21 protein-coding genes are annotated in these 25,961 nt (G+C 27.7%); all 21 read left to right on the forward strand.

Annotation, left to right across the window (positions count from 1 at the left end; all coding sequences use genetic code 11):
- Positions 1 to 42: 42 nt before the first annotated feature.
- The 21 genes from tsf (at position 43) to recA (ending at position 25,946) form a co-directional block, all read left to right on the forward strand.
- The gene (gene tsf / locus ABGF45_RS00410; protein ID WP_134744053.1) at positions 43 to 1,113 is read left to right on the forward strand and encodes a translation elongation factor Ts; all 1,071 of its coding nucleotides are present in this window, start codon (positions 43 to 45) and stop codon (positions 1,111 to 1,113) included.
- 71 nt (positions 1,114 to 1,184) lie between these two features.
- Positions 1,185 to 1,904: a UMP kinase gene (pyrH, locus tag ABGF45_RS00415; protein WP_134710700.1), complete on the forward strand. Its 720-nt coding sequence runs from the start codon at positions 1,185 to 1,187 to the stop codon at positions 1,902 to 1,904.
- A complete protein-coding gene (frr, locus tag ABGF45_RS00420) occupies positions 1,894 to 2,451 on the forward strand; it encodes a ribosome recycling factor (protein ID WP_134710699.1) in 558 nt (185 codons plus the stop codon). Before pyrH ends, frr begins: the two co-directional genes overlap by 11 nt.
- Before the next feature lie 19 nt (positions 2,452 to 2,470).
- Positions 2,471 to 3,211 (forward strand): isoprenyl transferase, encoded by a 741-nt coding sequence (locus ABGF45_RS00425; protein ID WP_134710698.1) that lies wholly within the window; start codon positions 2,471 to 2,473, stop codon positions 3,209 to 3,211.
- Positions 3,201 to 3,983: a phosphatidate cytidylyltransferase gene (locus ABGF45_RS00430; protein ID WP_134710697.1), complete on the forward strand. Its 783-nt coding sequence runs from the start codon at positions 3,201 to 3,203 to the stop codon at positions 3,981 to 3,983. The genes ABGF45_RS00425 and ABGF45_RS00430 overlap by 11 nt, the downstream gene beginning before the upstream one ends.
- Positions 3,983 to 4,984 carry an RIP metalloprotease RseP gene (gene rseP / locus ABGF45_RS00435; protein ID WP_134710696.1) on the forward strand — a complete coding sequence of 334 codons (1,002 nt, stop codon included), beginning with the start codon at positions 3,983 to 3,985 and terminating at the stop codon, positions 4,982 to 4,984. The genes ABGF45_RS00430 and rseP overlap by 1 nt, the downstream gene beginning before the upstream one ends.
- Before the next feature lie 12 nt (positions 4,985 to 4,996).
- Positions 4,997 to 9,196, forward strand: coding sequence for a PolC-type DNA polymerase III (locus ABGF45_RS00440; RefSeq protein WP_408112620.1), 4,200 nt, complete (start codon positions 4,997 to 4,999; stop codon positions 9,194 to 9,196).
- A gap of 98 nt (positions 9,197 to 9,294) precedes the next feature.
- Positions 9,295 to 9,756 carry a ribosome maturation factor RimP gene (rimP, locus tag ABGF45_RS00445; RefSeq protein ID WP_408112621.1) on the forward strand — a complete coding sequence of 154 codons (462 nt, stop codon included), beginning with the start codon at positions 9,295 to 9,297 and terminating at the stop codon, positions 9,754 to 9,756.
- Between the two features lie 9 nt (positions 9,757 to 9,765).
- On the forward strand, positions 9,766 to 10,923 hold the full coding sequence (gene nusA / locus ABGF45_RS00450) for a transcription termination factor NusA (protein ID WP_134710693.1): 1,158 nt from the start codon (positions 9,766 to 9,768) through the stop codon (positions 10,921 to 10,923).
- Positions 10,916 to 11,170, forward strand: a complete 255-nt coding sequence (gene rnpM, locus ABGF45_RS00455) for an RNase P modulator RnpM (protein ID WP_134710692.1) — start codon at positions 10,916 to 10,918, stop codon at positions 11,168 to 11,170. Before nusA ends, rnpM begins: the two co-directional genes overlap by 8 nt.
- Positions 11,171 to 11,182: 12 nt before the next feature.
- Entirely contained in the window at positions 11,183 to 13,285 is a 2,103-nt protein-coding gene (gene infB, locus ABGF45_RS00460) for a translation initiation factor IF-2 (RefSeq protein ID WP_134744051.1), read from the forward strand.
- A gap of 8 nt (positions 13,286 to 13,293) precedes the next feature.
- Positions 13,294 to 13,671 carry a 30S ribosome-binding factor RbfA gene (gene rbfA / locus ABGF45_RS00465; RefSeq protein ID WP_134710690.1) on the forward strand — a complete coding sequence of 126 codons (378 nt, stop codon included), beginning with the start codon at positions 13,294 to 13,296 and terminating at the stop codon, positions 13,669 to 13,671.
- Positions 13,655 to 14,626 (forward strand): bifunctional oligoribonuclease/PAP phosphatase NrnA, encoded by a 972-nt coding sequence (locus tag ABGF45_RS00470; protein WP_134710689.1) that lies wholly within the window; start codon positions 13,655 to 13,657, stop codon positions 14,624 to 14,626. Before rbfA ends, ABGF45_RS00470 begins: the two co-directional genes overlap by 17 nt.
- The gene (truB, locus tag ABGF45_RS00475) at positions 14,601 to 15,491 is read left to right on the forward strand and encodes a tRNA pseudouridine(55) synthase TruB (protein WP_408112622.1); all 891 of its coding nucleotides are present in this window, start codon (positions 14,601 to 14,603) and stop codon (positions 15,489 to 15,491) included. The genes ABGF45_RS00470 and truB overlap by 26 nt, the downstream gene beginning before the upstream one ends.
- Positions 15,482 to 16,417, forward strand: coding sequence for a bifunctional riboflavin kinase/FAD synthetase (locus ABGF45_RS00480; protein WP_408112623.1), 936 nt, complete (start codon positions 15,482 to 15,484; stop codon positions 16,415 to 16,417). Before truB ends, ABGF45_RS00480 begins: the two co-directional genes overlap by 10 nt.
- 125 nt (positions 16,418 to 16,542) lie before the next feature.
- A complete protein-coding gene (locus tag ABGF45_RS00485; RefSeq protein ID WP_408112624.1) occupies positions 16,543 to 19,311 on the forward strand; it encodes a hypothetical protein in 2,769 nt (922 codons plus the stop codon).
- A gap of 123 nt (positions 19,312 to 19,434) precedes the next feature.
- On the forward strand, positions 19,435 to 19,701 hold the full coding sequence (gene rpsO / locus ABGF45_RS00490) for a 30S ribosomal protein S15 (RefSeq protein ID WP_134710685.1): 267 nt from the start codon (positions 19,435 to 19,437) through the stop codon (positions 19,699 to 19,701).
- A gap of 132 nt (positions 19,702 to 19,833) precedes the next feature.
- Positions 19,834 to 21,918 carry a polyribonucleotide nucleotidyltransferase gene (gene pnp, locus ABGF45_RS00495; RefSeq protein ID WP_134710684.1) on the forward strand — a complete coding sequence of 695 codons (2,085 nt, stop codon included), beginning with the start codon at positions 19,834 to 19,836 and terminating at the stop codon, positions 21,916 to 21,918.
- 171 nt (positions 21,919 to 22,089) lie between these two features.
- Positions 22,090 to 24,345, forward strand: coding sequence for a DNA translocase FtsK 4TM domain-containing protein (locus ABGF45_RS00500; protein WP_408112625.1), 2,256 nt, complete (start codon positions 22,090 to 22,092; stop codon positions 24,343 to 24,345).
- Entirely contained in the window at positions 24,329 to 24,868 is a 540-nt protein-coding gene (gene pgsA, locus ABGF45_RS00505) for a CDP-diacylglycerol--glycerol-3-phosphate 3-phosphatidyltransferase (protein WP_134710796.1), read from the forward strand. The genes ABGF45_RS00500 and pgsA overlap by 17 nt, the downstream gene beginning before the upstream one ends.
- Before the next feature lie 25 nt (positions 24,869 to 24,893).
- Positions 24,894 to 25,946: a recombinase RecA gene (gene recA, locus ABGF45_RS00510; RefSeq protein ID WP_134710682.1), complete on the forward strand. Its 1,053-nt coding sequence runs from the start codon at positions 24,894 to 24,896 to the stop codon at positions 25,944 to 25,946.
- Positions 25,947 to 25,961: the final 15 nt, after the last annotated feature.

Below are 25,961 nucleotides of genomic sequence, written 5' to 3' on the forward strand. Positions count from 1 at the left end.
GCTACTTCCTATAAATATATAGAAATAAATTTAGGAGGATATATGGAAATTACTGCAAAAATGGTTAAAGAGTTAAGAGATTTAACTGGTGCTGGTATGATGGATTGCAAACAAGCTTTACAAGAAACAAATGGAGACATGGACAAAGCTGTTGATTTGCTAAGAGAAAAAGGTGCAGCAAAAGCTGTTAAAAAAGCAGGAAAAGTTGCTGCAGAAGGAATTATAAAATTACTTGTTTCAGAAGATAACAAAAAAGGTACTTTAATTGAAATTAATACACAAACAGACTTTGTTGCTAAAAACGATAACTTTGTTGCATTATCAGATAAAATTGTTAAACATGTATTTGATAACAATATTAAAACAGTAGAAGAATTAAACGAAACAATATTTGAAGGACAAAACTTCAAAGATTACATGAGTACACAAATTGCAAATATTGGTGAAAATATTGTTGTAAGAAGAATTTCTACATTAATGGCAAAAGAAAATGAAGAAATAGTAGGATATGTACACTTCAATAATACAAATGGTGTAGTATTAAAAGCAAAAGCAGATAGTGAAAAAACATTAGAAGGTGCTAAACAATTATTACAAAATGTGACAATGCACATTTCAGCTATGAGTCCAGAGTATATTTCATATAAAGAATTATCTCCGGAGTTTGTTGAAAAAGAACTTGCTGCATTAAAAGGTGCTTTAGAAGTTCAAAATGAAGAAAATGAAAGATTAGGAAAACCATTAAGACATATTCCTAAATATGGATCCAGAGCTCAAATTACAGATGACGTTTTAGCTCAAGAAACAGAATTAATTAGACAAGAATTATTGGCAGAAGGTAAACCGGAACATATTTTAGATAGAATTGTTCCCGGTAAAATTTCAAAATTCTTTGAAGATAATACACAAATAGATGCTCAATATGCTTTATATAGCCAAATATATGTATTAGATGCAGATAAAACTGTAGAAGAAGCAATTAATGATAAAGCAAAAGAATTAAATGGTTCTTTAGAAGTTGTTGAATATGCAAGATTTAAAGTAGGTGAAGGTATCGAAAAGAAAGAAGAAAACTTTGCTGAAGAAGTTGCAAGTCAAATGAGAGGCGAATAATATATTCACGATTACTAAAAGAGAACATAAATTGTTCTCTTTTACTGTATATAAATTTATGGAGATATAATATGTATATTAACAAAAGAGTTCTTATCAAATTAAGTGGGGAAGCTCTTGCGGGAGGCAAGGGTTTTGGAATGGATGATAATGCAATAAACAATATTGCTAAAACTATAAAAGAAGTACATGATTTAAATGTACAAATAGGTATTGTTGTTGGTGGCGGTAATTTCTGGAGAGGAAGAAATCAAGATGATATGGACAGAACTGTATCAGACAACATAGGTATGTTGGGTACAGTTATGAATGCATTAAGAGTACAAGCTGCCTTAGAAAAGATAAATTTGGAAACAAGAGTTCAAACAGCTATTCAAATGAATGAAGTTGCAGAACCATTTATTGTAAGAAGAGCTATAAGACATTTAGAAAAAGGTAGGGTAGTTATATTTGCTGCCGGAACGGGACATCCATATTTTTCAACGGATACAACTTCAGCATTAAGAGCTTTAGAAATAGGAGCTGATGCAATATTAATTGGTAAGACAGGTACTGACGCAATTTACGATAAAGATCCTAATAAATTTGATGATGCAGTAAGATATAATGAATTATCATATAAAGAAATTTTAACTAAAAATTTAGGTGTTATGGATGCTTCAGCTACATCATTATGTAGGGATAATAACATGCCTTTAGTTGTTTTTGGTATTGATAATCCTGAAAATTTAGTTAAAATTGTAAAAGGCGAAAAAATTGGCACTATTGTTGGAGGAGACAATGATAAATAATTTAATCAAAGATGGAAGAAAACATTTTGAACAACATTTAAAAGGATATAAGGATAATCTAAATTCTATAAGAGCCGGTAGAGCAAACCCATCATTAGTAGAAAATATTCATTTTGATTATTATGGAACACAGACACCTATAAAAAATGCTGCTACTATTACAGTGCCTGAAGCAAGATTATTAGTTATACAGCCATGGGATGTATCTCAATTAAAAAATATTGAAAGATCTATTTTAGCATCTGAATTGGGAATCACACCTTCAAATGATGGTAAAGTTATAAGGTTACCTTTCCCGGAATTAAATGAATCAACTCGTAAAGATCTTGTAAAAGAGGTTAAGGCTAAAGGTGAACAATCTAAAGTAGGTATAAGAAATTATAGACGTGATATGATTGATAGCATTAAGAAAGCTGAAAAAGATAAAGAAATCTCAGAAGATGATAAGAAAGTTTTAGAAAAAGAAGTTCAAGATTTAGTTGATGAATTTGTAAAGAAAATAGATGAAGTTACAAAAGAAAAAGAAAAAGAATTATTAACAATATAATTTAATAGGTAGGGAGCGTATGAATGATAAAAATTTAATTGAATTAATAAAAAATAGTTCATTAAATCACATTGCAATCATAATGGATGGTAATGGGAGATGGGCACAAGAAAGAGGCTTAGATAGAAGTAAAGGACATAGTGCAGGAATGCAAAAAGTTGTTGAAATTATCGAAGTTGCACAAAAATTAGAAATTAAATATTTAAGTTTGTACGCTTTTTCTACTGAAAATTGGAAGAGACCCCAAATAGAGGTGTCGACTTTATTCTCAATATTAAATACATTTATAAAAAATGAATTAAATAGGTTAATTGAAAATAATGTAAGATTAACATTAATGGGGGATATAAGTAAGCTGCCTTTCACAAGTAAAAAGGCTGTTGAATATGCTATTAATAAAACTAAGGATAATACTGGTTTAACAGTAAATATTGGTCTAAACTATGGTTCTAGAAATGAAATATCTATGGGAATAAAAAAAATATGTAATGATGTAAGATTGGGAAAGATAAAAGAAGATTATATTGATGATTTAACTTTATCAAAATATTTATATACATCAGATATACCTGATCCGGATTTACTTATACGAACCGGTGGAGAGAAGCGTTTATCTAATTTTATGTTATATCAACTTGCATATTCTGAATTTGATTTTCCAAAAATATTTTGGCCGGATTATGGAGAAAAAGAATTCAAAGATTCTATTATTAATTTTATAAATAGAAATAGAAGGTTTGGTGGATTAAATGAAAAGTAATTTATTAAAACGTGTGATTACAGGTATAATTTTAATATTTATTATATTAGCAATGATTTATTTTAATAATCCTATTCTCACATGTGGATTGCTTATTTTATCAAATATAGCTATTTTTGAATTATCAAAAGCTTTGAAAAAGATAAACTATGTTATCGAAGATAAACTATTATATATACTTAACAGCATTCTTATTTTATCAACTTTATTTTATGATATAAAGATTACATTTAGCTTATATATTTTAATGATTGTAATTATATTTTCATTTATTATTTTAAAAAAAGAATGTAAAATTAATGATATATTAGGAAATATTTTTATAATTTTGTATATAACGGCACCCTATATTCTTTTATTAAATTTAAGAGATAGTAAATGGATTTTATATGCTTATGCATTACCATCGTTTACAGATACATTTGCATATGCTATAGGTATATTATTTGGTAAACATAAGTTGATAGAAAGACTTTCTCCTAAAAAGACAGTTGAAGGAGCTTTTGGTGGAATTTTAGGTGGTATAGTCTTTACTTATATTTTTATAAATATATTTAATTTAAATCAAGATTTATTTTTATATGGATTCGCTATAATATTTTCAATTTTCTCACAAATTGGAGATTTATTTGCATCTTTAATAAAAAGAAAAGCAGGTATTAAGGACTATGGAAGTATATTAATCGGACATGGAGGTATAATGGATAGATTTGATTCATTACTCTTTGTTGCGCCTTTAGTATACGTAATGATTATTAATTTGAGGTTATAATGAGTACAGCAATAAATATTATTATTGGATTATTAATGTTTTTATTTTTAATTACAATACACGAAGGAGGACATTTTACAGGTGCGAAATTGTCCGGTATTAAGGTTAACGAGTTTTCAATAGGTATGGGACCATCCATATATAGTAAACAGGGAAAAGAAACTCTTTATTCATTAAGAGCATTACCAATTGGAGGTTATGTCATGATGGAAGGAGAAGAAAGTGATTCCGAGGATGAAAGAAGTTATAATAATTCTAAACCTTGGAAAAAATTTATTACAATTTTAGCAGGACCGGGAATTAACTTGTTATTTGCAGTGATTGTATTTTTTGGTATTAACGCATTTAAGGGGACTCCCTCAACAATTGTAAATAAAGTTTTAGATAATTCTCCAGCACAAATGGCTGAAATTAAACCCGGAGATAAAATTCTAAAGATAAATGGAAATAATATTAATATTTTTCCGGAAATAGTTTCTGAATTAAGAAATTCTAAACAAAAAGCAAATATTTTAATTTTAAGAGATAATAAACAACTTTCTATCGAATTAAATACAGTAGATAAAAATGGACAAAAATCTATAGGTATTTTACCAGTATTAGAAGGAGGTATTTTAAGTAATTTAAAATATTCATTTTATATGACCTTCTATACTATGGGCGAGATTTGGAATGGTTTAAGAGGTTTAGTATCAGGTGCTTTAGGATTGAATCAATTATCAGGACCTGTAGGTGTTATAAAGCAAGTAGGCACAGTTGTTAATAATGGTTTTGAATCATTTCTAATATTTGCTGCAGTAATTTCTATCAATTTAGGATTCTTTAATTTATTACCTATACCCGCACTTGATGGCTCTAAATTATTATTTATAATTTGTGAAATGATTATTGGTAAACCAATAAATAGAAAATTTGAAGAAAGAATTACAATCGTTGGATTTATATTTTTACTTGGACTAATTTTATTAGTTACAATTAAAGATGTAATTTCACTATTTTAGAGGGATGTAATAATGCAATTTATCGAATTTTTAGAAGAATATAATAAAAACAATAAAACGAAACTTTTTTTAGATGAAGTTTCGTTTTTTAAAATTGAAAATGAACTTAATATAAAGCTTCTTTCGAAGGAAGATGTGAATATTGATGATATAAAAAAGTATTTTAATAAAGTGTTGGAAAATTATGAAGTAAATATTGAAATATCATTATTTACATTAAAAGAAATATTTGACTATTTTTCAGAAGTTTTTCCTTCATTGAGATATGAATATAATGATCCGAAATTTACTATATTTTTATTACATATTAATCAAAAGCAATTTTATGAGACTAAAGATATTTTTATAAGATTTAGGGATAAAGTTTCAAAGTTGGATATAGAAGTAGATTTTTTAGAAAATAACATTGATAATAAAGATGTAATTGAAGAAATTGCAAAAAAAAGAGAAGAAGAAATATTACTACAGATAAAAAAAGCTAAAGAAAAAGAAGATAGGAAACAGGAAAAAGAAGTAGTTAAAAAAGCTTCTGAAAATGGAGAAATGTTTTCTTATGGTTTTACAAAAGGTATACCTGCTAATTTTACCGAACTAGAGGATTTAGTTAATGATACAAACAAAGTTAAAGTTAAAGGAAAAGTATACGATCTTGAAAGTAGAACTGTTAAATCCGGTTGTTTTATTAAGTTTTCCTTAGATAATGGCTATTATGCAATTTCATGTAAAATATTTGTAAGAAGTGATAAAATTGAGGACTTTTTAGCTAATTTTAAAAATGGTATGGATGTAATTTTATCGGGAATTTATGCATTTGATGAGTGGGAAAAATCATCTATATTAAATGTTACAAGTATTGAACAAACAATTTTACCTGTTAGACAAGATTTATCAAAAGAAAAAAGGATAGAGTTTAATATTCATACCAAATATACGAATTCAGAATCTGTAGTCGATATTTCATCTCTATTTAAAACATTAAAGACTTGGGGGCATGAAAATGTAGGTGTATCTGATTTATTTAATGTGCAGGCATATCCTGAAATTTATAAAGTAGCAAAATCTAATGGTATTAAGCTTAACCTAGGATTGCAAACTAATTTTATTGATTCAGAGATGACAATACTTAGAAATTATTATAATTTACCTCTTGATAACAAAGACTATGTTGTATTTGACTTGGAAACAACAGGATTGTCGAATTTTACAGACAAAATTATAGAGTTTGGTGCAGTAAAAATAAGAAATGGTGAAATAATAGAAGTTTTTGAAGAATTTGTAAATCCGAAGGAACCATTAAGTGAATTTACAACTGAATTAACAGGTATTACAAATGATATGGTTGTAAATGCCGATACAATTGATATTGTTCTACCTAAATTTTTAGAATTCACAAAAAACACAATTTTAGTTGCTCATAATGCAGAATTCGATGTTGAATTTATTTTAGCTAAAACAAGTGAAATAGGTTTAGAATTTAAGCCTGTTTATGCTGATACAATGTATATTTCAAGGGCATTAAATCCTAATTTAAAAAATCATAAATTGGATACTCTAACAAAACATTATAAGGTAAATTTACTAAACCATCATAGAGCTTCTGATGATGCTAAAGCAACAGCAGAAGTATTTATAAAAATGTTAAAACAACTCGATGAATTGAATATTAAATTTAATCAAAATATTAATAAAATGGATACAACATTTGATGTTGCTCAACATAAAGAATATCAAGGATTATTATATGTACAAAATAAGATAGGATTAAAAAATTTATATATAATAGTGTCGAAATCAAATTTAGAATACTATCATAGAAATCCAAGTATACCATTAGATATTTTAGAAAGTTTGCGAGAAGGAATTTTGATCGGAACCGGTAACTATAAAAGTAGATTATTTAATTTAATTTCACTTGGATATGATGATGAAATATTGTTAAATGAAGCTAAATTCTTTAATTTTATTTCATTAATTCCTCTTGATTTCAGTGATCATTTAATTAAAAGAGGTTATATCAGAAACGAAGATCATCTTAAAAATATTAATAAAAAATTAATAGAAATTGCTGAAATAATAAATATTCCTGCGATTGCTATGGGAGATGTTTACTATATTGATAAAAAAGACTATCCTTTTAGAAATGTATTAAAAAATTATCCAAGAAAGAGAAGTCAGGAAAATTCTGGGGCTTTTTACTTAAAAAATACTCAGGAAATGTTAAATGAATTTTCATATCTAGGCGTTGAAAAAGCTTATGAAGTTGTAGTTACAAATTCATATAAATTAAATAATATGATTGAAAATATTTCGCCTATTGCAGATGGTACATTTCCACCTAATGTAGAAAAAGCTGTTGAAAGATTACAAACAGAATCGTTTGAAAAAGCGAGGGCAATATATGGTCAAACACTACCACAATTAGTTGAGAATAGATTAAATAGGGAGTTAAATTCTATTATAGGAAATGGATATGCTTCATTATATGTAATTGCTCAAGAACTTGTAAGGGAATCTAATAGACAAGGTTATTTAGTAGGTTCTAGAGGTAGTGTAGGATCAAGTTTTGCAGCAACAATGGCAGATATTACAGAAGTAAATCCTCTTCCTGCACATTATATATGTGAAAACTGTAAACATGTAGAATTTAACGAAGATGAAAGATATTCTTGTGGTGTTGATTTACCTGATAAAATTTGTCCAAAATGCAGTAGTAAGATGATTAAAGAAGGTTTTGATATTCCATTTGAAGTATTCTTAGGATTTGAAGGAGATAAAGAACCTGATATTGACTTGAACTTTGCATCTGTTTATCAATCAAAAATCCATAAATACACAGAAAAATTCTTTGGACCCGGTAAAGTATTTAGAGCTGGTACTTTAGGTACGATTGCTGAAAAAACTGCATATGGTATGGCAAGAAAATATAAAGAATACTACCCTGATGATGAAAAAATTCAACTTGATAATGCAAATATAAATAGAGTAAAAAGATATATTACCGGTGTTAAAAGAACAACGGGACAGCATGCCGGTGGTCTTATTATTGTACCTGATAATAAAGATATTGAAGATTTTACACCTGTGCAATATCCGGCAGATAAAAAAGAAACTGGAATTATAACTACTCATTTTGATTATCATGCAATAGATAAAAACTTATTAAAGCTTGATTTACTTGGACATAATGCTCCAACTATTATTAGATTATTGTCGGATAAAAGTGGAGTAAATGCTGTAAAAGTTCCTTTGGATGATAAGGATACAATGAGCATATTCAGCTCAACTGATAAACTTAATATCAAACATGAATATACAAATATTAAAGATGGTTCTCTTGGAATACCAGAATTTGGTACAAATTTTGTTCGTGGTATGCTAGCAGATACTAAACCTACAACATTTGAAGAGTTGATACGTATTTCAGGGTTATCACACGGCACAGATGTATGGTTAGGAAATGCTCAAGAACTAATTAGACAGGGAATTTGTAATTTAAAGAGTGCAATATGTACTCGTGATGATATTATGAACTATTTAATAGAAAAAGGATTGGATAAAAAACTTGCATTTGATATTATGGAAAAAGTTAGAAAAGGTAAAGGCGTATCTGATGATCAGATTAAGGAAATGAAAAAATGTAGTGTGCCTGACTGGTATATTGACTCATGTCAGAAAATACAATATATGTTTCCTAAAGCACATGCTGTGGCATATGTTATGATGAGTTTTAGAATCGCATATTTTAAGGTACATCATCCAGCATATTTTTATGCTGTATATTTTACAAATGCAATTTCTGATTTTAAATATACACATATTTCAAGAGGACTTGATTATATGACTTCATTTATAAATACATTAAAATCTCAAGATAATGTTGATATAAATAATGAATTTTACTGTTATGAACTTGCAGAGGAAATGTATGCTAGAGATATAAAGATGGAAAAGGTAGATTTATACAAATCACATCCTTTAGAATTTGAAGTAATTGATGATAATACTATTTTAGCACCTCTTATGGCAATGGAAAATATTTCTGAATCAATGGCTATTAGAATTGCAGAAGCTAGAAAATCCGGAGAATTCATTTCTAAAGAAGATTTTATAAATAGAACTAAAATTAACAAGACAGCTGTCGAAACACTTGAAAATGCAGGTGTTTTTGATGGCATGCAAGATACAAATCAAATTGACTTTTTTAATATGTAAATTTGACTAAATAGTATTTAATTGATATAATGTTAGTAGATAGAGCGTTACTAGAGAGTGGACAGAGGTCCACTCTTTATTCATTACAAGGAGTGATAATGTCAAAAAATTTAATTGAACAATTAAAACTTGAATTTGAACCTAATATAACAGATATGGGGTATGAATTAGTTGACATAGAATTTATTAAAGAGAATGGCGAAAATTATTTAAGGTTTTATATATATAGTGATAATGGTATTAATATAGATGATTGTGAAAAAGTTTCAAGATATTTAGATGCTAGATTAGATGAATTAGATCCTATTAGTGTACATTATTATCTTGAAGTTTCATCTCCTGATTTAAATAGACCGTTAAAGACTGATGATGATTTAAGGCGAAATATTGGACAAATTATTGAAGTTCATTTATATAAAAAGATAAATGGAATTAAAGATTATGTGGCAATTTTACAAGAATATAGTTCTGGTGATATTATATTATCAGATGATAACAACGAAAAAATAATATTAAAAAGAAAGGATATAAGCCTAATTAAAATTTGGTTAGAGTTTTAGAATATAATTATGAATAAAGAATTTATAAGAGCTTTAGATGAAATAGAAAAAGAAAAAGGTATAAAAAAAGAAGAAATAATTACTGCGGTTGAAAGAGCTTTAGAAAAAAGTTTTGAAGAAAATTATGATAGTACAAATGTAGAAATTAGCATAAATGAAGAAACAGGAGATACTAAGGTTTTAGCTATAAAAGAAGTTGTAGAAAATGTTATTGATCCAAATACTCAAATTTCCTTAGAAGAAGCTTTATTTCATAATAAACGTGCAAAAATTGGTAAGGAACTTAAGATAAAGGTTACTCCAAAAAACTTTGCAAGAGTAGCAGCTCAAAAAGCAAGAAATATTGTTATACAATATATAAGAGATGCTGAAAGGAAAGTTATCTATGAAAGTTATATTGACAAAGAAAAAGATATAATAAATGGCATAATACAAAGAATTGACTATAAAAATATATATGTAGATTTAGGAAAATCTGAGGGATATATACCTGAAAAAGAACAAGTTGAAGGGGAAAATTTTAAACCCGGAGATAGAGTAAAATTGTATGTAAAAGAAGTAAAAGAAACAAGTAAAGGTCCACAAATATTGTTATCTAGACGAGCTCCTGAATTTGTTGCAAAATTATTTGAAATTGAAGTGCCGGAAATTAGTCAAGGCACGGTAGAAATTATGTCAATTTCCAGAGAAGCAGGATATAGAACAAAAATTGCTGTTTATGCTGAAGATAGTTCTATTGATCCTGTAGGTGCGTGCGTTGGGATGAAAGGTGCCAGAGTCAACTCAATAGTTGAAGAAATAAATGGTGAAAAGATTGATATTGTTGTTTGGAGTAAAGATATGAAAGTATATATCTCAAATTCATTATCACCATCTGAGGTTGTAGATGTATATATTGATGCGGACAAAAAAGAAGCAGTAGCATTTGTTCCGGATAGTCAATTATCTTTAGCTATAGGCAAAGAAGGACAAAATGTTAGATTAGCTGCTAAGCTAACTAATTGGAAAATAGATATAAAAGCTGAAAGTAAAATGGATGAAGTATTAAAAGAATTAGAAGAATTAAAGCTTAGGGAATCTGAAGTTCATGAAGATTTTGAAGAAACAACTAAAGAAGTTATAAATGAAGATTCTCAAAATTATACTTTGGATGATATAAATGAGTAATTCAGATTTGAGATTAAGAAAATGCATTGTGTGCAAAGAACAAAAATCTAAAAAAGATTTAATTAGAATAGTAAAAGATAAAGAAGGAAATATTAATATAGATTATAGTGGAAAACTTAATGGTAGGGGTGCCTATATATGTAAAAATAAAAGTTGTTTGAATACTGCGATTTCAAAAAAACTTTTAAATCGTCACTTAAAAACAAACGTAGATGATAAAATTTACAAGGAGTTGGAAACTATGTAGAAAGGTGTATATATGTCAAAAACAAGAGTATATGAATTGGCGAAAGAATTAAAATTATCAAGTAAAGGATTAATTAAAATATTAGACGAAGAGTTTGGTTTAGAAGTTTCTAGTCATATGTCAGTTTTAGAGGATGAAAACTTAGAACTAATAAAAGAATATTTTGCTGAACTTGAAGAAGAAAAAAGCAATAAAAATAAAAAGAAAAAAGAAATAATTGAAAAAGAAGAAATAAAAGATTACGAAGAATATAATGATGAATATGAAAAAATAGATAGAAAGAAGAAAAAGAAACAAAAAAAAGATAAAAAATTACAAGTTGAATTCAAAGAAGATGTAAAGCAAGAACAAGCTGAATCAAAAATTGTTTATATTGAAGAAGGTATTACTATTAAAGAATTCGCTGAAAAATTAAATAAACCGGTAACAGTAATTATAACTGAACTTATGAAAATGGGTATAATGTCAAATATGAACCAAGAAATTGAAATTGAAAAAGCAATAGAAATAGGTATGATATTTGATATTGAAGTTGAAGAAAAGTTATTAGTTGAAGAAAATGATGCAAATGATATTTCAAGTATTGACTTTGAAGATAAAGAAGAAGATTTAGAATTAAGAGCTCCTGTAGTTACAGTTATGGGACATGTAGACCATGGTAAAACATCTCTTCTAGATAAAATGAGACATTCTAGAGTTACAAGTACTGAAGCTGGTGGAATTACACAACATATTGGTGCTTCTTCAATATATGTTGATGGAAAGAAAATTGTATTTTTAGATACTCCAGGTCACGAAGCCTTTACTCAAATGAGATTAAGAGGTGCTAATGCAACAGATATAGCTATATTGGTAGTAGCTGCTGATGATGGAGTTATGCCTCAAACTATTGAAGCTATAAATCATGCTAAAGCTGCTGGTGTACCAATAATAGTTGCCATAAATAAAATGGATAAATATGAAGCAAATCCTGATAAAGTAAAATCCGAATTAGCAGAACAGGGCTTAACACCTGAAGATTGGGGTGGAAAAACTATTATGATTCCTGTATCAGCACATACTGGTGAAGGTATAGATGAGCTATTGGAAATGATTTTAATGGTTGCAGAAATTGAAGAATTGAAAGCTAATCCAAATAGACCGGCTGTTGGTATTGTTATAGAGGCACAATTGGATAAAGGTAGGGGACCAGTTGCAACAGTACTTATAAATAAAGGTACGTTAAATAAGGGAGACTTTGTTGTTTCTGGACGTTCAAGTGGTAAAGTAAGGGCAATGTTTGATAGTAATCAAAAAGAAGTAAAAAAAGCAAAACCTTCAACTGCTGTATTAATTTTAGGTTTATCAGATGTTCCTGAAGCAGGGGATAAAATTTATGCTATTGAAGACGAAAAATTAGGTAAAAAATTTGCTGATAGAGCAGCACAAAAAGAAAAAGATGAGTTTATCAAGAGAACATCTAAAGTTAATTTGGATCAATTGTTTAATAAAATTTCTGATGGGGAAGTTAAAGACCTTAATATAATTGTTAAGACAGACGTAAAAGGTACTATAGAGGCTGTAAGTACATCCTTAACTAAACTTTCAAATGAAGAAGTTAAAGTAAATGTAATTCACGGGGCTGTAGGAGGTATAAATGAATCTGATGTTATGTTAGCTTCAGCTTCTGATGCAATTATTATAGGATTTAATGTAAGACCAAATCAAGGGGCTAAATCTCAAGCGGAAGCTCAGGATATTGAAATAAGAACATATAGAGTTATTTATGAAGCTATTGAAGATATCAAAAAAGCCATAAATGGTATGTTAGCACCTAAGTTTGTTGAACAAGTTATTGGTACTGCTGAGGTAAGAGAAGTATTTAGAGTACCTAATGTAGGTAATATAGCTGGTATCTATGTTACAAATGGACAAATGCAAAGAAATGCAAAAATAAGATTATTAAGAAACGATGTTGTAATACATGAAGGAGAAATAACCTCATTAAAACGTTATAAAGATGATGTTAAAGAATTAAACCAAGGCTATGAAGGTGGTTTGGGTATTCAAAATTATAATGACATAAAAGTTGGAGATACTTTAGAAGCATTTATTGATAAAGAAGTTGAAAGATAGGAGTAAAAATGGATAAAAAAAGAATCAAAAGAATCGAATCAGAATTAAAAAAAGAAATATCTGTTATGATTAGTAATGATATTAAAGATCCAAGAATTGCACCTATAACTTCTATCACAGATATTGAATTGACTGATGATTTACAATCTGCTAAAATTTATATTTCAGTTTTAGGTAGTGATAAGGAAAAATGTGATACAATTGATGGTTTACAAAGTTCTATCGGTTATATAAAACGTGAATTAGGTAAAAGAATGAACTTAAGACATATTCCTCAATTAAAAATTATATTAGATGATAACATTGAGGAAGCAATGAGAATTGAAAAATTGATTAGTGAAGTAATAAAAAAAGATACAGAGGCACAAAATGAACGTGAAGAATGATTTTTTCAAATTAGTACAAAAATCACATAATATCTTAATTTCGGGACATATAAATCCGGATGGGGATTCAATTGGATCCTCTTTTGGTTTAGCTCTTACGTTAAAAAATTTAGGTAAAAATGTAAAAATTATTAAAAATGATGATTTTCCAACTAATTTAGAGTTTATATATAGAGATGATTTATATTATAATGATGAGTTTAATGATTCAATAGATTTGTTTATAGCTGTGGATAGTGGTGATATTGAAAGAATTGGAGATAGTGTTAAATATTTTGAACTAGCAAAAAATACCGCAAATATAGATCATCATATCACTAATACACATTTTGCAGATTTGAACATTGTTTTAGAAGCAAGCTCAGCTTGTGAAATTGTCACAGAATTATGTATTGACTATGATGTAATTATACCGGAGGATGCTGCAACCTATCTATATTTGGGAATTTTGACAGATACATATAGGTTTGTCTATGAATCTTCAACTTCTAAAACATTAAGAGCGGCTGCTGCACTATTGGATATAAATGCAAATAGAAAATTAATTCATGACAATCTTTATGATAAACTAAATACTAATTTATTACTGTTTCAAGCTGATGTGATAAAAAATGCAACTAGAATTGGAGATAAAATCATAGTTGCAATGATAACTAAAGATTTAGTTGAAAAATATAATTTAGATTTTGATAAAACATCAGGAATTGTTTCATTGTTAAAAACTATTGATGGAATTGAAGTTTCTGCAATAGTTCAAGAAGATGAACCAAATAAACAAAAAATAAGCTTTAGATCTCAAGAAATTATTGATGTATCTAGGATAGCGGTTGAATTTGGCGGAGGTGGCCATGTAAGAGCTTCCGGAGCAAATTACGAGGGGACACTAAACGAAGTATTTGACAAAGTTATAAAAAGATTGGAGAAACTTTATGAAGATGGGGATCTTAGTCGTTAATAAAGCTAAGGGAATGACCTCTCATGATGTTGTTGCTATTTTAAGAAGAAAATTAAATATAAAAAAAGTAGGACATACTGGCACATTAGATCCAATGGCAACAGGTGTCCTACCAATCTGTATTGGTAATGCTACAAGAGTAAGTGATTATATAATGAATCAAGGCAAGTCATATATAGCGACTCTAAAATTTGGAGAGGCTACTACAACTTATGATTTTGAAGGTGAAATAACTAATAAATCAGATAATAAAATTTTTCAAGTAAATGAAGTTAAAAATGTATTGGAGGGTTTTAAAGGAATAATTGAACAAACTCCTCCGATTTACTCAGCATTAAAAGTAAATGGAAAAAAGTTATATCAATATGCAAGAGAAGGAAAAGAAGTTGAAATTAAAAAAAGAAACGTAAAAATATATGATATAAAACTTCTTGAATTATCCAATGAATATGCAAAAATAGAAGTTTCATGTTCTAAGGGAACATATATAAGATCACTAATTCACGATATTGGATTAAAACTAAATACTTTTGCTCATATGACTGATTTAATTAGAAATAGAGTAGGTAAATTTGAATTAATTAATGCAATATATATTTCTAAAATTAATGAACTAAATTTTGAGGAAATATTAGAAAACGTTATCCCCACCGAAAAATGTTTATATAATTTAGGGCAAATAAATATTTTAGAAGATTTAAAATTTAGATTAATTAATGGACAACGAGTAAATATAAAAACTATAAAATACAATGGTATTTTTAATCAAAATAAGGACATAGTAGTGTCTGTAAATAATGATTTTATAGGAATAGGTAAAATTAAAAATAACATATTAAAAATGGAGAAAGTATTATGTCAATAATTATTGATTTAGACAATAATAAAAATGATATATTTGAAAAGTCAATTATTGGGCTTGGAAATTTTGACGGATTTCATTTAGGGCATAGAAATATTATAAAAAAGGTTATATCTATTGCTAAAAAATATAATTTAAAATCTTCTGTATTAATTTTTAAGCAACATACTAATGATTTATTTCCATCATTTCCTAAGTACTATATTTCATCATTAAATGATAAGATAAAAATTTTAGATAATTTAGGAATTGATATTATTTATTTAATAGATTTCAATTTAGATTTTGCAAAGCTTAATAGTGAAGAATTTATTTTTAATTTTATAAAAGATACGCTAAATGTTAATACATTAGTTTGTGGGCCTGATTATACATTTGGTAAAAAAGAAATTGCAAATACCGACTTATTATTAAAATATAAAAGAGAAGGAAAAATTGATGTAGAAATAGTTGATTATGTAATGAATAATTATCAGAAAATTTCTTCAACTCTAATCAGAGAATACATAACTAATGGAAAAGTTGATAAAATAAAATATTTTTTAACAACTAATTATAAAATTTCCGGAACTGTAATTCATGGAAATAAGATTGGTTCTACTGTATTGGGATATCCTACTGCTAATATATCTATGAATTTTAATTATATCATTCCTCAAGAAGGTGTATATTTAACCTATGTATATCATGATGAAAAAAAATATTTATCATTAACATCTATCGGTACAAATCCAACTGTTACGGATAGTAAAAATATAAAAATTGAAGTATTTATATCAGATTTTAATAAAAAAATTTATGGAGATAAATTAGAAATAGAATTCATAAAAAAAATTAGAAACCAAATCAAATTTAATACAAAAGAAGAATTAATGAAATGTATGGATAACGATTACAAGGTTTTACTTAACTTTAAAAACAAATTTTAGTATGATATAATCTGAAAATCTGTTATGTAATTTAACAGAAATAATATAAATAATTAATATAATAAATTTATAATATATTTATTTCATAATTATTTATAAAATTTTTAGAGGAGAAGTATTATATTATGAGAAAATACGGTATGAGAAAGTTATCTGTAGGTTTCGTATCTGTAGTATTAGGAGTGCTATTATTACCTAATATTGTTGTACAAGGAGGAAATAATCGATATATTTCATCTTCAATATATGCATCCGATGAAATGCATGTAAAAAAAGATAAATTTAAGCCATCACAAGAATTGTTAGATTATCTTAGAAAACCTATTCCATATGATAAGCCCACACAAGCTCCCGATGGTGTATTAAGTGTTAACGAAACTCAAGAATATGTTATAAAAGCAATTATGGAGCAACAACCGGCCGTTATATTTTATGGACCGGATGGATTTGATAAAAAAGTTTTAGAAGAAGTTCTTTATACACCTTCATATGGGAGTTTAATTAAACATATCCATGGAGAATGGAAAACAGATAAAGAAGAAGTTAATTTTGAAAAAGGTATATATAGATATATAACTAGATTTAATTATGCAACATTAAAAGAAGATGTGATGAGAGCAGAAAAATATTTGGATGAAGTTGCTAAGTGGCTACAAAAGAAACTTGATGAAGAATATAAATTAAAATTTAAAAATACACCTGATTCAGAAGATTTTAAAAAAGCATTAATAATTCATGACTTTATTGTAAAAAATGTAAAGGGAGATTCAAGTGTTGAAGCAAATAAAGTCACTCAAATAAAATCAAAAGAAAAAAATGATAACAAAACCTATGAAGTGCATACTTTACCAGCAGCTATTTTTGGTGAAAAAACAGTTTGTCAAGGATATGCTATGTTATTTGATAGATTGGCATATAAGATGGGACTTGAATCTAGAATTTTAAGAGGACAAAGTATATTTTTGTATTGGAATCAATATAATCAAAATCAGGAAAAAGAAAAAAGAAAGCTTTTTGATGAATATAAATCTCTTTCAAAAAATGGAAAAGAATGGAAGCGAGCAAATCATATGTGGAATCAAGTTAAAATAGATGGTAAATGGTATCATTTAGATTTAACATATGATGCTATATCTTCTAGAAGAAATAATAAATATATGTATGATAGATTTCTAATAAGTGATGCTATACTGAAGAAGGAAGTAAAAAAACAATCTGGAGTTCAAAAACAAGGCAAAGATGAATGGAAAAGAATAGAGTATATTGATCCAATTTTATGGAATGAAAAAGAAGCTGAATCAGTATTAAATGAATATAATTCCGGGAAATTATATTATAAATTTCAAAATGATAGTCAAAGGCAATTGCATTCTGATAACATAGCTATTTTTAGTCAATTGGATAAAGATTCTGAAATACATAAAGATATGTTAGATTTTAATATAAAAAATAATATTGAATATATACATCCTGTATCACAAATAACATTAGGTCATAAAAAGAATGAAACTATTAATTTATTAGTAGGAACTAAATTAGAAGATTTACCTAAAAAGTTAGGTGCCACTATTATAAAATCAACAAACTCTAATAAAATTTTAGAATTAGGTAATGTAGAAAAAATTGATGTTTTAGCAAAGTCTATAAATGGTGATTATGATGAATTATCAAATATATCCGGTAAAGAAGTAGAAATTGAGCTTTACAGTCTTAAGGAAAAAGTAGAAAACAAACGAGTTAGAGTTAAATTTTTATCCAAAGATGAAATGCCTAAGCCTGAAGCATTTATATTTACTATGAGTGGTTATGATAATATATCTATAAATCAATATCATCATTCAAATAATAATTTTGCTAGTGATTTTAATAAAAAAGAAAAAGAAAAAAGAATAGAAGAATTAAAAAAGAAAGTTTTTACTAAAGTTTCAGCAAGTAATAAAAATATTAGTAAAGCTAATAGAATAAAAATGGATATTTTAGGTATAGATAAGGTTAATTTCTCTAAACCAGGTGAATATACAGTACTAGTTGTAGCTGCTGGTAATGACAACTTAAGAGTAAAAAAAGAAATTCCAATTAAAATAAATGCTACTCAAAAGGAAAATAGAATAAAAATTTCTACAAAGGATAATAAAATTAATTATTCAATAGAAACTTCAAATGTTGATAGAAATAAAAAGAATTTTAGGCAAATAATAGATAGTATTGTATATCCTGAAGCTATTTTCGAAGAATTTGGACAAAAGAAAAAATTAGAACCAAAAATGTATTTGATAGATATAAATAATGTAAAGTGGATATATGATGAAGAAAAAGATAATTTCATCAATACAACTAAATCTGATAATTTATTTACTGAAAGATATAAAGTAAAAACAATGAAAGAAATGATTGAATCTAATGTATGCTTTAGTCTTATTTTTGAATTGAGTTACGATGGAGATATACAAACATCAAATATAATAAATGTTAATTTTATAAATTCTTCTGATGTTGTTAATTCATTAGAAACAGAAGATGCAATTAAAAAATTTAATAAAAGTAATTTAAGTTTATCTGAAATTATAAATAATATTGATGCAATAAAAGAAAATAAATCTAAAAAGCACTTGGATAATTTATTAAAAGGATCGAATATAGAAACCGTGGATATGCAATTAAAAAAATATAAGGTTATACACAAAAATAACGGTAAGGTACTTTTTGAAGTAGAAAAACTTGGCTATAATATTGATTCATATGTAGAAAAAGCAAGTGATTATTATATAGAAAAATATGGTTATCCAACCAAAAGAGGACGTTGGGGAACTATAACAAATGATATTTTAATGAAAACAGGATTAATTAGTGAGATTAATAATATAATCGAATTTAATTATACAAATAAAAAATAAATATTTAAATAAAATATTTACACTATAAAAATTCTGTGTTATACTTATTTAGTACTTTGGCTTGGTTTAAGATAACTCCGTTCTAAACTCGGTCATAGTGAATAAGAAATATAGGAGGAAATCATGATTTCAAACGAAAAGAAATTAGAAATAATCAAGGAATTTGGTAGAAAAGAAGGAGATACAGGTTCTCCAGAAGTTCAAGTAGCTATTTTTTCTCACAGAATTAAAGAGTTAACAGAACATTTAAAACAAAATCCTAAAGATCATGCTTCAAGAAGAGGATTATTTATGTTAATCGGTCAAAGAAAAGGATTATTAAATTATCTTGAAAAGAAAGATATTGAAAGATATCGTTCATTGATCGAAAAATTACAAATTAGAAGATAATTTTGAAACTGTCATACAAATGTATGGCAGTTTTTTTTATTCACATTTTTACTTGTTTTATGATATTATATATCTGTACATAAAAAAGAAATATATAAAATAAGATGGCAGGTGCTATCAATAGGAGAAAAAATGGTAAAAAATTACAAATATAGTTCAAAATACAATTCATTTGAAATAGAAACAGGTAAGATGGCTAAACAAGCCGGGGGGTCTGTTACAATTAAAGCTGGAGATTCAATGGTTTTAGTTACAGTAGTAGGAACTGATACACCTAGAGAAGGTGTTGACTTCTTTCCACTTTCATGTGAATTTCAAGAAAAAATGTATGCAGTAGGTAGAATTCCCGGAGGATATGTTAAAAGAGAAGGTAAACCATCTGACGAATCAACATTAAAAGCACGTATGATGGACAGACCATTAAGACCACTATTTCCAGAAGGATATAAAAATGATGTTCAAATAATTGCTACAGTACTATCTGCTGATGAAAATCATGATGTAGGTATATTATCAATGGTAGGCTCATCAGTTGCCTTAGGCATTTCAAGTATTCCTTTTAATGGACCTACAGGTTCTGTTTCAGTAGGATATGTTGATGGAGAATATATAATAAATCCAACACAAGCTCAACGAGAAATTTCAGATTTAGATTTAACGGTTGCGGGTACAAAAGATGCTATTATGATGGTAGAAGCCGGTGCAAATGAATTAACCGAAGATGAAATGCTGGAAGCTATTTTATTTGGTCATGAAGAAATAAAGAGAATATGTGATTTTATCCAAACTATTATTGATGAAATTGGTAAAGAAAAACAAGTATTTGAGTTCAAAGATGTAGATAAAGAATTGAAAAATGAAATAGAATCAGAATTTTATGACAAAATTAAATCTGCACTACAAGGTATAGATAAGCAAACAAGACAAGAAGAATTAGATGCAGTTAAAGAAGAAATCATTGAAACTTATGTGACAGAAGATTTTGAAGATGTTGAATTAAGAAATAAAGAAGTTATTGCAATCTTTGATAAATTAGAAAAAGAAATAGTTAGAAAATTAATTTCTGTTGATAAGATTAGACCAGATGGTAGACAAATGCATGAAATTAGACCATTATCTGCCGAAGTTGCTCTTGTACCGAAAGTACATGGATCAGGTTTATTTACAAGAGGGCAAACTCAAGTATTAAACATAGCTACATTGGGTTCACCAAGTGATGTTCAATATATTGACGGTTTAACAGATGAAGAAGTTAAGAAAAGATACATTCATCACTATAACTTTCCACCATTTTCAGTAGGAGAAGTAGGAAGAATGCGTGGTCCCGGCAGAAGAGAAATTGGACATGGTAGACTTGCTGAAAGAGCATTAGAACCTGTAATTCCTTCACAAGAAGAATTTCCATATGTTATAAGATTAGTTTCGGAAGTTTTAGAATCAAATGGTTCTTCATCAATGGCTTCAGTTTGTGGTTCTACATTATCATTAATGGATGCAGGGGTACCGATAAAAGCACCTGTTGCCGGTATTGCTATGGGTTTAATAAAAGAAAATGATGACATTGCAATTTTAACAGATATTCAGGGTCTAGAAGATCACTTGGGAGATATGGATTTTAAAGTTGCCGGTACAAAAGAAGGTATTACAGCATTACAAATGGATATTAAAATTGATGGTATAAATAGAGAAATCTTAACTACAGCTTTAGCAGATGCTAAAAGTGCAAGATTAAGAATTTTAGATGTAATTACGACAACAATTGCAGAGCCAAGAAAAGAATTATCACCAAACGCTCCAAGAATTTATACAATTCAAATTAAACCTGAAAAAGTTAGGGAAGTTATTGGTTCCGGCGGTAAGACAATTAATAAGATAATCGATGAAACTGGAGTAAAAATTGATATCACTGACGAGGGACTTGTGACAGTTTCTTCTCAAAATGGAGAAGGTGGAAAGAGAGCTATTGAAATGATAGAAAGTATTGTTGAGGAGCCTGAAGTAGGGGATATCTATTTAGGAAAAGTAATTAAAATCATGAACTTTGGATGCTTCGTATCATTTGGACACAACAAAGAAGGGCTTATACACATTAGTAAACTGGATAAAAAGAGAGTACAAAAAGTTGAAGATGTTGTAAAAGAAGGCGATGAATTAATGGTCAAAATATTAGAAATTGATGATAAAGGTAGAATAAATTTATCAAGAGTATTTGAATAAAAAATAAAATTAAAGTGGGTTAGAGAAAATCTAACTCATTTTTTATTTATTGATCCTGCTGAGGCTCCTTTTTATTATAGATAATAAATATTTAGTATTTTTAAGTTTAAATGTTTATTTCAAAATTGTACTAAATATGGTATAATAAAGTTGAGTTTTTATGGAGGAAATATGGCGAATAAAAGAAAAAAGACTACCACAAATAATAAAAATTTTGCTATTAAGTCGATTATTACATTATTTTTATTTATATTTATAATATCATCTATTATTTTTAAGGATAAAATGGGAATAATAGGCGAAGTATTTAGTAAAGGTCTTTTTATTCTTTTTGGTTTGACAGCTTATATTTTACCGATATATATGGTTTTTATGTTTTTTGCATTACTAAATAAAAAATTTTATGATTCAAATAAACATAAAATTATTGTAATTTCACTATTATTTGTAGTGACGGGGATATTTTTGTCTACTTTCTACAGTATTGGTGTAAATTATTCATCATATATTCAAAACTCATATAATCAAGCGTTAAAGTATACAGGAGTAGGTATAATTTTTACCACTTTGTATTTTTTATTTAATGCTTTAATTGCCAATATTGGTATATATATATTTACTATATTTGTATATTTTGCTTCATATTTTTATTTATTTGATAAATCTATGTCTGAATTTTTCAAAAATTTATTTTATAAGCTTAAAACTTTTAATTATAAAGCACCTAAAACTATTAAGAATAATAATGATGTTAAGGAAAAAAGTTTTATCTTTGATAATAAAATTGAAAATAAAAATGAATTAAAAAACAATACAAGTTCTGATAAACTTGAACCTCGTATTGAACCAAAAATTTCATATCATAAGCAAAATACAGAAAATAATTCAGTGAATAAAGAAATCGATGAAGAAAATGATTATGATCAACTCGGTATAGTATATGATGATAATTATCAATATACTAAGCCACCAATGGACTTATTAAATAATCAAATTGAGTCTAAAACTGATGATGAAACGAGATTATTAGGCAATGCTGATATAATCGTAGATACATTAGAAAGTTTTGGTATATCTTCAGAAGTTGTAAATATTAACAATGGACCAACTGTAACTTCATATGAAGTTAAACCGCAATCAGGTATTAAAGTAAGTAAAATAGTTAACTTATCAAATAATTTAGCTATGGCACTAGCATCACCTGGTATTAGAATTGAAGCTCCTATTCCTGGAAAACCTTATGTAGGAATAGAAGTTCCAAATCAAAATAAAGACATTGTTACATTTAAATCTTTAATTTCCACTGATGAATTTCAAAAAGAGGATGATGACATCACAGTTGCGGTTGGTAAAGATTTATTTGGCAAACCGTTATATGCAAAAATTAATGAAATGCCTCATTTACTTATTGCAGGTGCTACAGGATCAGGTAAATCTGTTCTTATGAATGTTATCATAATGAGTATTATATATAAATATTCTCCAAACGAGGTTGAATTTATTATGATTGATCCTAAAATGGTTGAATTAAAAATATATTCTGGAATACCTCATTTAAAAGGAAGAAAAGTAGTTACGAAGGCTCAAGAAGCTACAGCATCTTTATATGAAGCTGTTAAAGAGATGACTACACGTTTTGAGAAATTTTCAAAAACTGGATGTAGAGATATTAAATCATATAATAAAAAAGTTGAAGAAGATAATGAAGATGGTACATTAGAAAAAATGCCATATTTAGTTGTTATCATTGACGAGTTATCTGATTTAATGATGGAAGCATCCAAAGATGTTGAAAATTATATTACAAGACTGGCTCAAATGGGTAGAGCTAGTGGTGTTCATTTATTAATTGCAACTCAAAGACCAAGTGTTAATGTAATTACAGGTATTATTAAAGCTAATATCCCATCTAGAATAGCATTTCAGGTTGCATCAAATATAGATTCAAGAACTATAATTGATATGTCCGGAGCTGAAAAATTATTAGGAAAAGGGGATATGCTTTATTATCCAGGAAAACTTCCAAAACCGAAACGTGCACAAGGTGCATTTTTAACGGATAGTGAAGTTGAAAGAGTTGTTACATTTGTAAAAAATAAAAATGAAGAAATTAAACATGATGAGAGCTTTAATAAAGTGATTACAGAAGCTGCAAATAAATCCGGTGAATCCGTAGATGATCTTGATGAATTATTTGATGAAGCTGTAAACTTTGTTATAAGTGAAAATCAAGCTTCGATTTCTGCTATTCAACGTAGATTTAGAGTAGGATATGCTAGAGCCGGTCGTATAATTGACCAGATGACTAGAAAAGGAATTGTAAGCGAACAGGATGGAAGCAAGCCTAGAAATATACTTAAAACTTTAGAAGAAATTGAAATGGAAGATAGTAATGAAGAAATTATTGAAAATGAATTTACCGAATAAATTAACTCTAATTAGACTTTTAATGGTTCCAGTTTTTGTTATTATATTTAATATATATAAATTAAGTTCAATTTTACCGGCGGTAATATTTGCACTTACATCATTTACTGACTTTTTAGACGGGTACATTGCCAGATCTAGAAATTTGGTTACCACATTTGGTAAATTTATGGATCCTTTAGTAGATAAAGTATTGACACAAGCTGGTTTTATGGTTTTAGCCGGAGTTAATATTATTCCCGCTTGGACTGTTATAGTTATTATTTTTAGAGAATTATTAATTGATGGATTAAGAATCCTAGCAGCATCAAATAATATTACAATTGCTGCATCAATTTATGGTAAACTAAAAACTATAAGTCAGATGATTACAATAATTATGTATTTATTAAGTGGAATATTAACATTTATTCCAAGTTTAATTTTTAGTATATTACTTTACATTTCAGTAGTTTTAACTATTATTTCTGGTTTAGATTACTTAATTAAGAATATAAAAGTTCTAGATTTAGAAAATATTTAGGAGGTTAGTTATTACTGAAAATACAATGGATAAAGAAAAAAGAAAAGCCTTAGATCGTGCTTTATCCCAAATAGAAAAATCATACGGTAAAGGTTCAATAATGGTTCTTGGTGAAGCTCCAAAATCAGTTGATATTGAAGCGATTCCTACTGGTGCAATAAATTTAGATATTGCATTAGGAATTGGTGGACTACCAAGAGGGAGAGTTGTAGAAATTTATGGACCAGAATCATCTGGTAAAACAACATTAGCATTACACTGTATTGCAGAAGCTCAAAAAATGGGAGGAATCGGTGCATTTATTGATGCTGAACATGCTTTAGATGTGCATTATGCAAGAAATTTAGGCGTAGATATTGATAATTTGGTTTTATCACAACCGGATACGGGTGAACAAGCATTAGCAATTACAGAATCATTAGTAAGATCTAATGCGGTAGATATTATTGTTGTTGACTCAGTCGCAGCACTTGTTCCGAGAGCTGAAATTGAAGGTGATATGGGTGATAGTCACGTTGGTTTACTTGCAAGACTTATGAGTCAGGCTATGAGAAAATTAACTGGTATAGTTGCAAAATCAAATACAACAGTTATATTTTTAAATCAATTGCGTCAAAAAATTGGTGTAATGTTTGGAAATCCTGAAACAACAACAGGTGGAATTGCTCTTAAATTCTATTCAAGTGTTAGACTTGATATAAGAAGAAAAGATCAAATTAAAAATGGTGATGAAGTTATCGGAAGCAGCACTCAAGTAAGAGTAGTGAAAAATAAGGTCGCTCCACCATTTAAGACTGCAACATTTGATATTATGTATGGTACAGGTATATCAAAAGTTGGTACAGTACTAGATTCGGCTGTAGACTTTGAAATAGTTGATAAAGCTGGTTCATGGTATAGTTATAATGGAGATAGATTAGGACAAGGCCGTGAAAATGTTAAAGAATATCTATTAAATAATGGAGATATTTACAAAGAAATAGAAATGAAAATTAGAGAAAAATTGAAAAAAGTAAATCAACCTTCTGAAGAACACGAAGCATTAGAAGATGATGAAGAAGAAGGAATGATTAAATAGCATCTAGGAGGTTAG

Origin of the sequence: Helcococcus sp. KG196 (assembly GCF_046035495.1) — a bacterium.
Lineage (GTDB): Bacteria > Bacillota > Clostridia > Tissierellales > Peptoniphilaceae > Helcococcus > Helcococcus ovis.

Coding starts and splice junctions, on each gene's coding strand:
- tsf (WP_134744053.1), top strand. CDS start 43: ATGGAAATTACTGCAAAAATGGTTAAAGAGTTAAGAGATTTAACTGGT.
- pyrH (WP_134710700.1), top strand. CDS start 1,185: ATGTATATTAACAAAAGAGTTCTTATCAAATTAAGTGGGGAAGCTCTT.
- frr (WP_134710699.1), top strand. CDS start 1,894: ATGATAAATAATTTAATCAAAGATGGAAGAAAACATTTTGAACAACAT.
- ABGF45_RS00425 (WP_134710698.1), top strand. CDS start 2,471: ATGAATGATAAAAATTTAATTGAATTAATAAAAAATAGTTCATTAAAT.
- ABGF45_RS00430 (WP_134710697.1), top strand. CDS start 3,201: ATGAAAAGTAATTTATTAAAACGTGTGATTACAGGTATAATTTTAATA.
- rseP (WP_134710696.1), top strand. CDS start 3,983: ATGAGTACAGCAATAAATATTATTATTGGATTATTAATGTTTTTATTT.
- ABGF45_RS00440 (WP_408112620.1), top strand. CDS start 4,997: ATGCAATTTATCGAATTTTTAGAAGAATATAATAAAAACAATAAAACG.
- rimP (WP_408112621.1), top strand. CDS start 9,295: ATGTCAAAAAATTTAATTGAACAATTAAAACTTGAATTTGAACCTAAT.
- nusA (WP_134710693.1), top strand. CDS start 9,766: ATGAATAAAGAATTTATAAGAGCTTTAGATGAAATAGAAAAAGAAAAA.
- rnpM (WP_134710692.1), top strand. CDS start 10,916: ATGAGTAATTCAGATTTGAGATTAAGAAAATGCATTGTGTGCAAAGAA.
- infB (WP_134744051.1), top strand. CDS start 11,183: ATGTCAAAAACAAGAGTATATGAATTGGCGAAAGAATTAAAATTATCA.
- rbfA (WP_134710690.1), top strand. CDS start 13,294: ATGGATAAAAAAAGAATCAAAAGAATCGAATCAGAATTAAAAAAAGAA.
- ABGF45_RS00470 (WP_134710689.1), top strand. CDS start 13,655: ATGAACGTGAAGAATGATTTTTTCAAATTAGTACAAAAATCACATAAT.
- truB (WP_408112622.1), top strand. CDS start 14,601: ATGAAGATGGGGATCTTAGTCGTTAATAAAGCTAAGGGAATGACCTCT.
- ABGF45_RS00480 (WP_408112623.1), top strand. CDS start 15,482: ATGTCAATAATTATTGATTTAGACAATAATAAAAATGATATATTTGAA.
- ABGF45_RS00485 (WP_408112624.1), top strand. CDS start 16,543: ATGAGAAAATACGGTATGAGAAAGTTATCTGTAGGTTTCGTATCTGTA.
- rpsO (WP_134710685.1), top strand. CDS start 19,435: ATGATTTCAAACGAAAAGAAATTAGAAATAATCAAGGAATTTGGTAGA.
- pnp (WP_134710684.1), top strand. CDS start 19,834: ATGGTAAAAAATTACAAATATAGTTCAAAATACAATTCATTTGAAATA.
- ABGF45_RS00500 (WP_408112625.1), top strand. CDS start 22,090: ATGGCGAATAAAAGAAAAAAGACTACCACAAATAATAAAAATTTTGCT.
- pgsA (WP_134710796.1), top strand. CDS start 24,329: ATGAATTTACCGAATAAATTAACTCTAATTAGACTTTTAATGGTTCCA.
- recA (WP_134710682.1), top strand. CDS start 24,894: ATGGATAAAGAAAAAAGAAAAGCCTTAGATCGTGCTTTATCCCAAATA.